The organism is Spirochaeta isovalerica (assembly GCF_014207565.1).
Classification (GTDB): domain Bacteria; phylum Spirochaetota; class Spirochaetia; order DSM-2461; family DSM-2461; genus Spirochaeta_F; species Spirochaeta_F isovalerica.
Genome location: NZ_JACHGJ010000002.1, coordinates 449,902 through 464,133, shown reverse-complemented (window position 1 = coordinate 464,133; position 14,232 = coordinate 449,902). Strand labels below are relative to the sequence as shown.

Annotated in this window: 14 protein-coding genes; 12 read left to right on the top strand and 2 right to left on the bottom strand. The window is 47.8% G+C overall.

The genetic code is table 11. The features are described 5' to 3' along the window. Positions 1-29 precede the first annotated feature (29 nt). The 10 genes from HNR50_RS06995 to HNR50_RS06950 all read left to right on the top strand — a co-directional run bounded on the left by HNR50_RS06995 (position 30) and on the right by HNR50_RS06950 (position 8,581). Positions 30-920, top strand: coding sequence for a carbohydrate ABC transporter permease (locus HNR50_RS06995; RefSeq protein WP_184745260.1), 891 nt, complete (start codon positions 30-32; stop codon positions 918-920). Then, on the top strand, positions 920-1,750 hold the full coding sequence (locus HNR50_RS06990; protein WP_184745258.1) for a carbohydrate ABC transporter permease: 831 nt from the start codon (positions 920-922) through the stop codon (positions 1,748-1,750). The genes HNR50_RS06995 and HNR50_RS06990 overlap by 1 nt, the downstream gene beginning before the upstream one ends. A gap of 6 nt (positions 1,751-1,756) precedes the next feature. Beyond that, positions 1,757-3,526, top strand: a complete 1,770-nt coding sequence (locus HNR50_RS06985) for a TIM-barrel domain-containing protein (protein ID WP_184745256.1) — start codon at positions 1,757-1,759, stop codon at positions 3,524-3,526. A gap of 97 nt (positions 3,527-3,623) precedes the next feature. Further along, on the top strand, positions 3,624-3,884 hold the full coding sequence (locus HNR50_RS06980) for a hypothetical protein (RefSeq protein WP_184745254.1): 261 nt from the start codon (positions 3,624-3,626) through the stop codon (positions 3,882-3,884). 228 nt (positions 3,885-4,112) lie between these two features. After that, a complete protein-coding gene (locus HNR50_RS06975; protein WP_184745252.1) occupies positions 4,113-4,652 on the top strand; it encodes a TetR/AcrR family transcriptional regulator in 540 nt (179 codons plus the stop codon). Further along, positions 4,649-5,848 (top strand): MFS transporter, encoded by a 1,200-nt coding sequence (locus HNR50_RS06970; protein ID WP_184745250.1) that lies wholly within the window; start codon positions 4,649-4,651, stop codon positions 5,846-5,848. Before HNR50_RS06975 ends, HNR50_RS06970 begins: the two co-directional genes overlap by 4 nt. Positions 5,849-5,925: 77 nt before the next feature. Then, complete coding sequence (locus HNR50_RS06965) at positions 5,926-6,540, top strand: TetR/AcrR family transcriptional regulator (RefSeq protein ID WP_184745249.1); 615 nt, start codon at positions 5,926-5,928, stop codon at positions 6,538-6,540. An 11-nt stretch (positions 6,541-6,551) separates the two neighbouring features. Continuing rightward, positions 6,552-7,046 (top strand): flavodoxin domain-containing protein, encoded by a 495-nt coding sequence (locus HNR50_RS06960; RefSeq protein WP_184745247.1) that lies wholly within the window; start codon positions 6,552-6,554, stop codon positions 7,044-7,046. A gap of 11 nt (positions 7,047-7,057) precedes the next feature. After that, positions 7,058-7,810 carry a flavodoxin family protein gene (locus HNR50_RS06955; protein WP_184745245.1) on the top strand — a complete coding sequence of 251 codons (753 nt, stop codon included), beginning with the start codon at positions 7,058-7,060 and terminating at the stop codon, positions 7,808-7,810. A gap of 99 nt (positions 7,811-7,909) precedes the next feature. After that, entirely contained in the window at positions 7,910-8,581 is a 672-nt protein-coding gene (locus HNR50_RS06950; protein WP_184745243.1) for a DUF5680 domain-containing protein, read from the top strand. 29 nt (positions 8,582-8,610) lie between these two features. Here HNR50_RS06950 and HNR50_RS06945 read toward each other — a convergent pair whose 3' ends face one another. Together HNR50_RS06945 and araA are read right to left on the bottom strand one after the other, a co-directional pair. After that, the gene (locus HNR50_RS06945; RefSeq protein ID WP_184745241.1) at positions 8,611-9,324 is read right to left on the bottom strand and encodes an L-ribulose-5-phosphate 4-epimerase; all 714 of its coding nucleotides are present in this window, start codon (positions 9,322-9,324) and stop codon (positions 8,611-8,613) included. Beyond that, on the bottom strand, positions 9,317-10,804 hold the full coding sequence (gene araA / locus HNR50_RS06940; protein WP_184745239.1) for an L-arabinose isomerase: 1,488 nt from the start codon (positions 10,802-10,804) through the stop codon (positions 9,317-9,319). Before araA ends, HNR50_RS06945 begins: the two co-directional genes overlap by 8 nt. A 159-nt stretch (positions 10,805-10,963) precedes the next feature. Between araA and HNR50_RS06935 the strand changes: the two genes are divergently transcribed. Next, positions 10,964-12,040 (top strand): GntR family transcriptional regulator, encoded by a 1,077-nt coding sequence (locus HNR50_RS06935; protein ID WP_184745236.1) that lies wholly within the window; start codon positions 10,964-10,966, stop codon positions 12,038-12,040. Positions 12,041-12,063: 23 nt separating this feature from the next. Beyond that, positions 12,064-14,229, top strand: a complete 2,166-nt coding sequence (locus HNR50_RS06930; protein WP_184745234.1) for a substrate-binding domain-containing protein — start codon at positions 12,064-12,066, stop codon at positions 14,227-14,229. The last annotated feature ends 3 nt before the right edge of the window (positions 14,230-14,232 follow it).

Sequence of the window (14,232 nt, the reverse complement as noted above, 5' to 3'; positions counted from 1 at the left end):
CAGTCCTCTTTCTATCAGGAGTTTAAATAATGATTCAAAGAACCCCATTGACTTTGGAAGGAAAAATGAGGAGAAATTATTTCTTACTCTCACTCCCTTCCTTTCTGATATATTCAGTCGGCGTCCTCGTACCTCTGCTCATAGGCTTTTATATTTCTCTGACTGACTGGAACGGTTTTTCACCGAAAATGAATTTTATCGGGTTCGAGAATTATTCAAGCATGTTCACAAATCCCAGATTCATTCACTCCATGGGATTTACCGTACAGTTCGTTATCTTTAACACAATAATCCAGAATGCTCTGGCTTTGCTTCTGGCTCTTTTTATCGACAGCGGAATAAAAGCGAAGAATTTTTTCAAAACGGTTGTCTTTATTCCCTGTCTGCTCAGCCCGGTACTTATCGGATACCTCTGGTCCAAGCTTTTCGGCTCCATCTATCCGGAAATACTTCAGTCTTTCGGATTCGGCGGCAATATCAAATTACTGGCCAATCCCGACACGGTTCTTATGGGAGCCCTGATTGTTAACAACTGGCAGTGGATCGGATACTGGATGCTCATCTATATAGCCGCCCTCCAGGCCGTCCCCGGGGAAATGTACGAAGCCGCCGCGATAGAAGGCGCCGGTGTATTTCAGAAATTTATCAAGATTACCCTCCCCATGATCATGCCGGCTGTCACAGTCTGCATCACGGCAATTACAGTAGGAGGTTTCCAGGTCTACGATCTGCTCATCACCCTGACAGGCGGCGGACCGGGTCATGCGTCGGAATCTTTTATAATGTATGTCTTCAACCAGGCTTTCGCCTCGGAAAGAGCTGCTTTTGCTTCTGCTAATTCGATGGTCTATGTCCTGTTTCTTCTTGCCATAGCCTCCGTCCAGATAACTCTTCTCAAAAAGAGGGAGGTACAGGTTTAATGAAAAACGTCAAAAATTGGAAAACAGGCATTTATGCCATTCTTATTGTAGTAAGCGTATTTTACTTCATCCCGCTTATCATGACATTTCTCTATTCCTTTAAAACAGACCAGGAAGTATTGACCAAAACGGCACTTCAAATGCCGGATAAACTGAATTTCGCCAATTTCAAGGATGCCGTGGAAAAGCTGGCCTACATAAGAAGTTTTATAAATTCCTTTGTCATAACCTTCTTTTCCGTAGGCCTGTCCGTCCTCCTCAGCGCGATGGCCGGTTTCGGTATTGCAAGGGGAAACAGCAGACGCTTCACTTTCATATTTATGATTTTTGTGGGCGGTCTTCTCATTCCCTATCAGGCCGTATTCGTTCCGACCTATCTGGTCGCAGTCAAACTGAGTATGACAAATTCATTCTGGGGGATAATCTTTTTCTATGTGGCGGGACAGATGCCCTTTTCCGTCTTTATGATGACCGGTTTTATGAGAAATCTCTCACAGGAAATCGAAAGTGCCGCGCGGATCGACGGATGTTCCATTCTGGAAATATTTTTCCACATCGTCCTGCCTCTGCTCAAACCGGCCGCCGTAACACTGGCTGTTTTGAGGTCGCTGATAATCTGGAATGACTATCTGCTCCCGAAACTGTTTTTGCAGAAAAGAGATATGCAGACGCTCACCGTTAGGATAGCCAATATGTTCGGGCAATACCGGTACTCCATGAATACAGCTTTCGCAGCCATAATTCTGGCCAGCCTGCCGATTCTTCTTTTTTTCATCTTCAACCAGAAACACATAGAAAAGGGAATAGCCGCTGGCGCTGTCAAAGGATAGAGAGATATGACTTACACGACGAAAAATTATGAATTAGCAATAAACGACAGCGGAACAATCACTGTCGACAGGAACGGAGCCGAACTCTTTCAATTGCCGGCTATCATCGCTTTCAACTGCCTGAAAGAAGAAGCTGAAGTGAGCAGAACCTGCCGTATAAGCGAACGTGCAACTTCATCGGAAACACGTTTCTCTCTGGAATGGGATTCATCGAGCTGGATACGCAAAGAAGTGATTCTTACATGCAGCGAAGACAGAATTACCCTCCGCGGCAAAGTGAAAGGGATGGGCAAACGGATAGACAGAATTTCATTTTTTGCCGGAAAGGGACGCAGGAATATAGATAAGATTTATGCTCCCCGATTCGACTGGTCTAAAGGAATCGTGCTAACTCATCCCGATGATAAGGAGTCCCTGAGCTGTCACCAGTGGCTGAGTCCGCCGCCATTTTATTACGGCCTTAAGAGCGGGCAACTGTGGTTTGGAGCCGGTATCGCAGCCGGTGGCGGAGAGTACAACTTTATAAGTTTCGACTATGACGGCGAGGAAGGGATGGTATTTTCTCTGGCTTATGAAGGGCACTGCAAAGTTGACGGAGAGTTCGAATCTCCCGAGCTGGTTCTTTATATGGAAGGCTCGGAAAGCGAAAATGACGGTCTCTTTCTCTACACCGGTGATCTGACAGACCGGGGTCTTATAAAAAGAGAAAAGAAAGAAATTCCCGGGTGGTGGCGGGAGCCGATTTTCTGCGGATGGGGTCAACAACGGCTGGAATACAGGGATGACCACGACGGCCATGAAATGGGAAACTGGATCAACGCCGGCGACTATTCGACGAGACTGTTTTACGAACGCCACCTGGCTGAACTCGAAAAGAACGGCATAAATCCAGGTATAGTTATCATTGACTGTTTCTGGGCGCTTTTCCCCTCCTTTGCCGAACCGCATCCAAACCGCTGGCCCGACATGAGAGGTTTTATCGAGGAACAGCATGAAAAAGGTAGGAAAGTGCTTCTCTGGCTTACGCCGATAATTCATGAAAACCTCCCCAATTCCATGTGCATGACAGTCGAAGGACGACCCGTCGCCACGGACCCGACCAATCCGGAATTTCTGGAGTTTTTCTCCGGTGAGATAAAAAAGATGATATCCTCCGATGAAGGGTGTCTAAACGCCGACGGATTCAAAATTGACTTCACCCAGGATATACCGGCGGAAAGAGGTGTTTTCAGAAACTATCTGAACAACCGCTGGGCCATAATTTCCGAGGAAAAAGACAAAAACTACCCGTCTATAGATGAAAGGGACGAGCTTGTGAAGCTCCATGGCGATATTTGGGGAACCGAATTGATCAAAGCCTATTTGAAGGCTATTCGCGAACCGATGAAAAAGGCGAAAGCCGACAGTCTTCTCATCACCCATACAGCCAACCCGTACTTTTCCGAAGATGTCGATATGCTCCGGCTCAACGACATGGATGGAACCTCTCCCGATGTCCTGGGAATCATGCAGAACAGAGCCACCATCGCACGCAGCTGCAATCCCCAATGGCTGATTGATACGGACAACGATCTTATGATCAACAAAAAAATGTGGCTGGAATACATACAGCTCCAGCCACTTCTGGGAAACCCCGATACCTATTACGCGACGGGAATTGCCCAGTCGGGAGAGCTTTTCAACGATGAAGATTACGCTGTACTGAGGGAGACCTTTGACAGATATCGTAAAGAATTAAAGTCGGGAATCTACGCTGGCAGGAAGCTGGCTGAATAAAAATCTCTTCCTGATTTTCCCCTTCCTCACCATCATATTCCTCTCCTGTGTCAATTGAGACAGGAGAGGACTTTAATCTTCCGTCGGCCTATGGCTTATGCAGAGAAGCCCGATCTACATTATGGACGAGCCTACGAGGGGTATAGACGCGGCTTCCAAAGTGGATATCTACAACACCATGAACGATATTGTGGAGAAAGGCGGTGCCATACTGCTGATCAGTTCGGAGATTGAGGAAATTCTGGGAATGTGCGACCGCATACTCGTTCTGGCGGGAGGAAAGATCAAAGGGGAAATGAGCCGGGAGGAAGCGTCAAAAGAGAAGATCCTCCGGCTGGCTACTGATGAATCGGGGTGATCAGAGATTAACTTTTCCGATGAAGAAAAGCGAGTTGGAGAAGTGTTTTGATTTATACCGAGCTCTTTGAAACTATCCGGATCAAAGCCTTCAGAGAAGGCTGTTTAGATTTCAGCGGACAAAATACATCAGAAAATAACATCTCGAACTTGACGAATTCAGCATATCTCTCTATTTTATACACAGATGTCTAACTTTAGACAACAATGTATAATTTAAGAGAGATTCATGAGAGCGGATAAACAGAGAAACAAAGAAAAAATCCTGAAGATAGCGGAAGAAATCCTCACACGGAATAATATCGATACCATTGCCATCGATGAGATTGCCAGGGCCGCGGAAGTGACCAGAGCGACCCTCTACAACCACTTTTCATCAAAAGAGGAACTGCTCAAGGAGATGGTTCTCCCCGCCCTGAAGGAAATAACCGAAGATCTGAAAGAAAAAAACAGTAGCGGCAAAGGAGATTTTTCCTCTGTAACCGATTCTCTGTTCAAACTCTATATAAATCATCAGAAGACTCTGGAACTCGTATCCTGCCAGACCCTGTACGGCAATGAGGAAGTGACTGCTTCCCACAAAGCTTTTATGGAAGAATTCAACAAGGCCATGATCCTGGCCGATGCTGAACATTTTCCATTGGGGATGGAAATGAGCCTGAAGTTGATTTCAGCCACATATCTTTCCGTTCTATTGGAACTTCAGAAGGCCGGGAAGCTGACCTACTCTCTCTTTCACAAAATCATGGAAGGAGTTTTAACCCTATGAAAAAAAGACAGATTTCAATACTGTTCTCAGTTGTATTTATGGATATGATCGGCTTCGGTTTCATTATTCCCATCATGCCCGATATTATTAAATTCTTTGGATCCTCCCAGGATATGCTGGGAATCGTTCTCGGCGTCTATGCCCTAGGACAGTTCGTCGCCGCCCCTCTGGTCGGCGCTTTGTCGGACCGCTATGGCAGAAAGCCCCTGCTCCTGCTGAGCATCGGCGGCACGTTCCTGTCTCTCCTGCTTCTGGGAGCCGCTCAATCGATGGTTCTCGTTATAGCCAGCCGGTTTCTCGACGGGATTACCGGTGGAAATATTACCGTGGCCCAATCCTATATCGCCGATTCAACCGATGAAGAGGACAGGTCAAAAGGATTCGGACTCATAGGCATGGCCTTCGGCCTCGGGTTTATTCTCGGGCCCCTTTTCGGCGGACTGCTCATGAGCATCAGCATCCATGCACCGGCCTTTGTCGCCGCTGGAATCGCCGCCGTCAACCTGATTATCATATCCGTCGTACTGCCTGAGTCCCATCCCGCGGAGAAGAGAAACAGATCGCGTAAATTCAAAATCATCGACATCAAGGCTTTCCGCCAGGTGTTCTCCCATGACGCAAGCCGGAAATTTCTCACCATCATTCTCTTCTACACCATGGCCTTCAATATGTTCGAAACCATGTTCAGCAGCCACGGGATGCTGGCGATAGGGTTGTCCCCCAAAGCCAGAGGGCTTATTCTCGCCTATATGGGAGTCCTGATCGCGGCTATGCAGGGGGGGCTGATCGGCAAACTGACTTCCCGATTTAAAGAAATAACTCTGCTGAACATCTCGAACCTGCTGCTCATACTTTCTCTTGCAGGCTGGGCTTTCGTCAGCACAACGATTGAACTGATGTTGATCATAATCCCCCTCTCCTTTGCCGCCGCCCTGCAGAGCGTTCTCCAAAAAAGCCTTCTTTCCAAATCGGTTAAGGGAGACAATCAGGGTATGGTTCTGGGTGTTTCCACTTCCCTGGAGAGTTTTACAAGAGTCGTGGCACCCATAATGGGAGGGTATCTCCTTTCCAGAATCGGTCTCTGGGCGCCCGGCGTCGTTTCAGCAGCCATATTGATCGTTCCTCTGGTAATCGTAACAGCTGAAAGAATCGGTTCTTCCGATAAGGGAAAAGACAGCGGGCTCAATAATATTTGATTAATCTTTTTGGGACCTCTTGACAGAACGAACACTCGTTAGCTAAATTATCTAACGAACGTTAGCTAGAGGTTTTTATGAAAGAGAAAAAGGAAACGACTAAAGAGAGAATTTTCAGAGAAGCGGTCAATCTATTCGCCGCGAAAGGATACCATGGCACATCGATGCGTGAACTGGCCGCCGCGGCCGGTATCAAAGAGAGCTCGGTCTACAATCATTTCAAAGGAAAGGAGGCCATTCTCGATGCCATTCTTGACTATCAGATGAGCGGTTTCAGCGGGGCGGGCGATGCACTGGACGAGCTGAAAGGACCCTTGCACAGCATCAGCGACCCCGTTCAGTTCTGGCTGGCCGGAGCGTCTCTTTTTCTGACCAGACTTCCTCCCCTCAACAGAGAAATTTCGAGAATCCTGATTAACGAAATGTATCTCATCGACAAATGCCGGTCCTTTTATCTCCATATATTAAGACCCGTACAGAAAAATCTGACCGCAACCATTTTGTCGGTCATGCGGGATAAAAAGATGATCAAAGACTGCGACATTGAGAAAACGGCGGAGCAGTACGTCTACTTTCTTGAAGGAATGGGCATTGAACACAACCTGATGATGATGGAAGGCGTCAGTCAGGATGAAATAAATAAAAGGACGCTTGAACAGGTGTCTCTTTTCATTGAGAGACTGAAAAAATAAGGAATGTGAAAATGAAAGGAATTATTATCTACAAATCAAATTACGGTTCGACTGAACAGTACGCCCGTTGGATCGGGGAAACTACCGGTTTCAAAGCGATAAACGTGAAAGACGTTAAAAAATCAGATATCACAGACAGCGATGCTGTTGTTTTCGGCTGCCCCAATATCGCGGGAAAACCTTTGCTGGCCAAATGGATTGAAAAAAGGAAGGATCTTCTCTCGGGCAAAAAGCTGGCACTCTTCACGACTTCCGGAGCCGATGCCAAAGACCCGGTGCTTCAGAAGGGATTCGAGGCCGGGTTTTCACCGGAACTGAGAAAGGAACTGAAGTACTTCCCCCAGAACGGCCGCATGATATTCTCCGAACTTTCCGGTATGCACAAGTTCCTGATGCGGCTGGGACAGAAGATGGTGAAGGATCCTGCCGAAAAAGAGGAAATGGTCAGGGATAAAGATAACATGGACCGCAGCGGCTTGAAGGATCTGCTGGAATATCTCGCGTAAAGGATATCTATATGAAAATTACAGCCTTCGTGGGAAGCGCGAGGAAAGCTCATTCCTTTGGAGCGGCGGAAGAATTTCTGAAATATATAAACGACAGGGAAAAAATCGATTATGAGATTTTGAATCTGAACGACTATAATCTGAAAATCTGCAGAGGATGCAAGCTCTGCACAGATAAGGGAGAAGAACTCTGTCCGCTGAAAGATGACAGGGACATACTCATCAATAAAATGAGAGAATCCGACGGAGTGATTTTTATCAGCCCCAATTATACCTTTCAGGTTTCGGGAATGATGAAAGTCTTTCTGGACAGATTGGCCTTTATCTGTCACAGACCGGAGTTTTTCGGTAAGGCATTTACCAGCATTGTTCCGCAGGGAATATTCGGCGGAGGTAAAATCGTAAAATACCTCGATTTCATCGGATCTCCTATGGGATTCAATGTTGTTAGGGGTTCATGCATAACGACTCTGGAGCCTATGACGGACAAAGGAAAAGCCCGCAATTCCAGGGTACTGACCAGGCATGCATCCAGATTTTACAAAAGGTTGAAGCAGAACAGTTTAAAGACGCCGAATCTCTTTGAGCTGGCGATGTTCCGCCTATCGCGGACAAAGATAAAGACTATGCAGGATGAGACGTTCGGCGATTACCGCTACTACAGAGCTAAAGGCTGGTTTGACTCGCCGTTCTATTACCCGGTCAAACTGGGTCCAGTAAAAATACTGACAGGGAAATTGGTCGATAGCTTGAGCAGAGGATGAATCCTGCAGGAAAGTTCCGCAACCTCCGGTATCTCAATTGAAACCGGCTGTTTATTGTGCGAAATAGCAGAACCGGTATAATTGAGACGGAGGTTGATAATGGAACTTGCACAGAGAATACAGCATTTGAGAAAGGAAGCCGGTCTGACACAGGAAGAACTCGGTGAAAGACTGGAAATTTCAAGGCAATCCATAACAAAATGGGAAAACGGCAGCTCTCTTCCTGAAATAGACAGGCTGATTGATCTGAGCCTGATTTTCGGGGTTTCGGTAGATTATCTGCTGAAAGGTCCGAACGAGTATGTTAAAAGCGGGACAGGGGAAAAAAACGAACGGTCCGAACTGATCAGCTTCCTCTGTGAAGCCAAACGCAACACCTATGCCGCCCATGGAAACGAAGTGGAATCATCACGTCCCGGATCACATGATCTGTATTACAGACAGGGGCAACTCAGTTATCTCGACTCCTATTTCGGCGGCAACCGTTTTGCCGGAGGCGAAGTCCTTTTTGTCCGCGATGCCCCCTTCTGGTCCATGAACTATGCGGGGCGGGTTCTGGGGGAAAACTTCTCCGGTGACTTTCTCAAAGAGAGCCTTCTAGCTGTTCCGCCGGAACTCCCCTTCCGCGGCCCACCGCTCCACAGAAAAGATTCCTTCTCCTATCACTGCAAGGTGAATGGTGATTTCGACTGGTTCGAAGGGGAAGAGGAAATCTTCTTTCAAACAGCCAAAGTGTACGAGTGCCGCTTCCACGGCGGGGTCGTCGAATAAAAAACCCGCCGGTCAAGGCGGGATAATTTTTACTTCTGTCCGTAATAGGCTCCGGGCCCGTGTTTTCTCAGAAAGTGCTTATCTTTCAGATAATCCGGTGCCTCCATGCTCTTTCCGGCGATAAGGAGAGTGTTCATGGCCATTTTGGCGACTTCTTCCAGAATTATCGAATTTTTGACAGCATCCATGCCATTTTTGCCCCAGGTAAAGGGCCCGTGGAAAGGCAGCAGAACTCCCGGAACATGCTCGGGATTGAGCTTCTTCTCCGTAAAATGCTCGACAATGACCTTACCGCTGTTAACCTCGTAGGCATCATTGATCTCTTTCTCGGTCAGCCTTCTGGTCAGGGGAACCGAACCATAGAAAGTATCGGCATGAGTCGTACCCATACAGGGGATCTCCCTGTTGGCCTGGGCCCATGAAACGGCCTTCTCCGAGTGGGTGTGGACAATCCCTCCCAGAGAGGGAAACGCCTTGTACAGCACATGATGGGTGGGCGAGTCCGATGAGGGCCGCAAAGATCCTTCAACGACCTCTCCCGTTTCCAGGGAGACGATGACAATATCATCGGATTTCATGGTCTCGTAGGACACACCGCTCGGCTTGATGGCATACACCCCTCTCTCCCGGTCGACCTCGCTGGCATTGCCCCAGGTCAGGACAACCAGACCTTCTTTCACCAGCTTGAGGTTGGCTTCGAGAACCCGTTCTTTCAGTTCGGAGTAAGGCGATTTATCAGGCATAAACCAGTCCGTTCCAGCGGAGAGTGTTTTTGAAATCTCTCAGTTTCGTATCTTTATCGATTACCACACACTCAATGCCTGCCATTTCCGCATAGGTTTCCATCATTTCCGTCGTTACGGCCTGACTGTAAACCGTGTGGTGAGCCCCTCCTGCGAGAATCCATGCCGTGGCAGCTGTTTCCAGATCAGGCATCGGGTTCCAGAGAACACGGGCATCGGGGAGATGAGGGAATTGCTCGTCAGTTTTCAGAGCGTCCACTTCATTGATGATCATTCTGAAACGGTTGCCCATCTGTACAATCGTTACATTGATGGCCGGTCCTTCGGTTCCGTTGAAAACAAGTCTCGCCGGATCATCCTTGCCGCCGATTCCCAGGGGATGGACTTCAAGAGAAGGCTTGGCCGCCGCGATGGAAGGACAGACTTCAAGCATATGGGATCCGAGAACTTTCGTGTTGCCCGGCTCGAAGTTGTATGTATAATCCTCCATAAACGAGGTGCCGCCGGCGAGCCCTTTGCCCATGACCTTCATAGTATGAAGGAGCGCCGCTGTTTTCCAGTCCCCTTCCGCGCCGAATCCGTATCCGTCGGCCATCAGTCTCTGACAGGCCAGACCGGGGAGCTGTTTCAGCCCGTAAAGGTTTTCGAAAGTTGTTGTAAAAGCGGAGAAGCCCCCTTCTTCGAGAAAAGACCGCATAGCCAGCTCGATACGGGCCGCATCTACGATAGACTGGCGATAGGCACCGCCTTCCAGCAGATCTTTACCCATGACATAGGAATCTTCATATTCCTGAACCAGTTTCATAACTTCAGCATCGCTGAAATTATCGAGAAGAGATGTCAGGTCTCCGATTCCGTATCCGCTGACAGAGTAGCCGAACTTGATCTGGGCCTGAACCTTATCCCCTTCGGTCACAGCCACTTCGCGCATATTGTCACCGAAGCGGGCCACTTTCATATTTTTGGCATCTTCATTGGCTGCCGCAACTCTCATCCAGCGCGACAGCTTATCAATGACTTTGTCATCTTCGAAATGACCTGTGATAACAGTTCTCTCGATTCCCAGCCTGGTGGCGATAAAACCGAATTCCCGTCCGCCATGAGCTGACTGGTTCAGGTTCATAAAATCCATGTCGATGGAATCGTAGGGGATGTCCCTGTTGAACTGTGTGTGGAGATGAACAAAGGGCTTATTCAGTTCGCTCAAGCCTTTAATCCACATTTTTGCAGGAGAAAAGGTATGCATCCACAGAACCAGCCCCATACAGTTTTCTTCGGAATTGGCCTGGCGGCAGACTCTGGTAATCATATCCGGGTCGGTAACGACCGGTTTGAAAACCACTTTAAAGGGAATTCTGCTGTCTTTATTGAGGCTTTCGGTAATTTTCTGTGAATCGCGGTCTACTTGTTTCAGTGTTTCGGGACCGTAAAGATGCTGGCTTCCTGTTACAAACCAGACTTCATATTCTCTCTCTCTCATTTATAATCTCCAAAATATTAGTACAACTTGTTCTTTTTATGTTATTATTTTAAGCACAACATATTCTATTAGTCAAATTCAATTTCTTTGTATTGACAGCAAAAGAGATAGAAATATAATGAAGTGAATAAAAAAAGGAACAAGTTGTACCATCCAGAAATGAAGAAGTATGAAAGGATCGCCCAATGGGTTCGCGATGAAATAGCCGCGGGGAATCTCCATCCCGGAGACAAACTGCCGTCGGAAAATGAATTGACTCAGCAGTTTCAAGTGTCCCGCAATGCGGTCAGGCAGGCGATCGATCTCCTGAACAGCGAGGGCATAACCGAAACCATGAAGGGGATCGGCACTTTCTGCCGGAGCAAATCGGTCAACGGCGAAGGGAGCCGCAATATCGGCTTCGTCTGCTTCTTTACCGATTCCTACATCTTCCCCCGTATTATCAAAGGCTGCAGTCAGGTTCTCTACAAAGAGGGCTACCAGCTTATGCTCAATCAGTCGGAATACGATCTGGAAAGGGAAAGAGAGATTCTTGAAACCCTGCGGGATAAAAAAGTCGAAGGCATTATTATCGAGCCGGTGTTTTCCGGTAAGGGGAAATCCAATATGGATCTGCTTCTCTCCATAAATGAGCAGGGCATCCCTATTTTCCTGATGGACAATCAGTATCCCCTCCCCCGCTTCAGTTCCATTACCATGGATGACAGAAAAGCGGGATATGAAGCGGCAAAGTACCTTTGGGAAATGGGCCATCGGGAGATAGGCATATTCTATCAGAAAGACTACCTGACAAAGATGAGAAGAAGGGAAGGTGCTCTCGAATTTCTCTCGGAACAGGGAGTTTCTCCGGAAGAGATTCTCCAGGTGGGCCTCACCGGCCAGGGAGAGAAAAGCACGGCCTGGGAAATGGCGGAAAGGTTTTTTGAGACGCCTCGAATGCCCACTGCCGTGATCTGCACCAATGACGAGGAAGCTCTGAAGCTAATCGGACGGGCATCGGAAAAAGGGATTAGAGTCCCCGAAGATCTGTCGGTTATCTCATTCGACAATTCGGAGATGGCACAGATGGAACAGATATCCCTCACATCCTTTGAGCACCCCGGCGCCTATATAGGACATCTTGCGGCAAAGCTGCTGCTGGAACAGATATCCAACCCGGAACTGGGAATAATCACCAACTCTGTTATCGAACCGAGGCTAATCAGGCGAAAATCGGTCAGGAAGCTTTACAAATAAACGATTAACTCTACAATATAGATATGAACAGGAGAACCATCGGCCTCATAATTCCATCACTCCATCTTCCCTGGGAAGATGTCCAGATTGCCGGTATTATCGAAGCATGCCGCGATGAGGATATCAACCTGGTCATTCTTCCCGGAGGCCGGCTCGACAGCAGAGATGTGCGCGAATCATCCCGCAATGTCCTGTACAGCCTTGTCGATGACAGGAATATAGACGGTCTGATAATCTGGACAGCCGGCTTGAGCGAACTCGTATCACAGGAAAGACTGGACGGATTCATAAGAACTTTTGATCCTGTTCCCGTCGTTCTCCTCGACTGCCGCCACGAAGGATATGACCATATCTTCGCAGACTCCTATCACCCCATGAAAGAACTGGTGAACCATCTGATAAAGGATCACAAACTATCTGCCATCGGATATATTTCCGGCGAAAGACAGCATATGCTGGGCAATGACCGCTTTCGTGCCTACAAAGATGCCCTGGAAGAATCGGACATCCCCTTCAGGCAGGATTTCGTATTTGAGACAAAGCATTCCTACGATGAGGAATTGGAAATCCGCGGACTCATCGAGTGGTATGAAGGAATAAAAGAAGAATTGCAGGGCGTCGCAGTTTTTAACGATACCCGTGCCAGACAGTTCATTGATGCCATGAACAGGATCGGGATCCGGATTCCTGAAGATCTGGCACTCTGTTCCTATGATGACACTCCCAATTCCCTATACTATCATCCCTATCTAACGACTGTCCACGCCCCTTTCCGGGAGATTGGCAGAGAAGGAGTCAGAGCCATTATTGCCAGGATCGACGGAGACTCAGAGCAGCCGGATAGAGATTTCAGAGGCAGGATTCTGATCCGGGAGTCATGCGGCTGCACTTTTGAACTGAATGAATCCAATAGGCACAAAGTGGAAAACCTCGCATCCAGTCTGGGGGAGAAGATGCGGAATATCCAGCTCGTCAATTCTCTGAGGGCTTACCTGAAAGCCTCGCCGGATTATCTTACGAACCGGGAAAACTTTAATTCCGTATTTTCCGATTTTCTAACCCGCTCTTCCATCCCTTTGTGTAAAATCTATCTCTTCAATAATCAGGAGGAGAAAAGTCTCTTCGAGTATTATTCCTACAGCAACGGTTCGTTGGACAAGCCGTCCGAAAAGGTTCTGACTCTGGGAGATATAAAATACAGACCGGGCATCCCAAGGGAAAACCGCTTTACCTTTATTGTTCTGCCTCTTTTTTCAAGAGCTGCCAATTTCGGTTTCGTTATTGTGGAAAAAGGAACCGGCGACGGAGATATGTACGAAACGCTAATGTACATTCTGGGCTCCTACTTCAAGGAAAACCGCCTTCTCAGCTCGCTTCATGAACAGAGCAACGATCTGAAAAAAAGCAACGATCAGCTATCCACAACCGTGGAAAACCTCAACGCGACAAGAAACCTTCTTGTCCAATCGGAAAAAATCGCCGCCCTGAGCAATCTGACCGGAGGGATTGCCCATCAACTCAATACACCTCTCGGCGTTGCCATTACGGCGGTAAGTTACCTCGAAAGCTGTTACGAAGGGTACAGAAACCCGAAAGATTCCGACAAGGAAAAAGCCGGCCGGGCTCTCGTCATGGCACTGGACAAAAGCCTGCCCATCGTTACCCAGAATCTCAAAAGAGTGGCCGATCTCGTCTCCACCTTTAAAGACGTTGCCGTTGAGAATATCAGCGGAGAGAAAGGGACCATTGTTGTCGATTTATATCTGAGAGAGCAGATGAACAGTTTCCGGGCACTATGGAACAACAGAATTTCAGTAAAAGTGATCAGCGGAGATTCTTTTTCAATTGAAGTTTTTCCCGGCGTGCTATCGCAGATACTTTCCATTTTGGTAGAAAACAGCGTCAGGCACAGCGAATCGGAGACTAGCCATTCCCTTATATCCGTAGAGGTCTCCAGAAAAGGAACCGAAACCATCATTGATTATTATGACGACGGCCCGGGCATCCCACACGAAATCCGAGGCAAGATATTCGACCCCTTTTTCTCAACCAAAGGGGGAAACCAGAATCCCGGACTGGGGCTTTTTATCGTTCACAATCTGGTGAGCTATAAACTGCGTGGATCTATTGAAGTGATCGACCGGTTTGACGGCGGAGCCTGTTTCAGGATTGTGCTGCCGGGAACTTAAAAA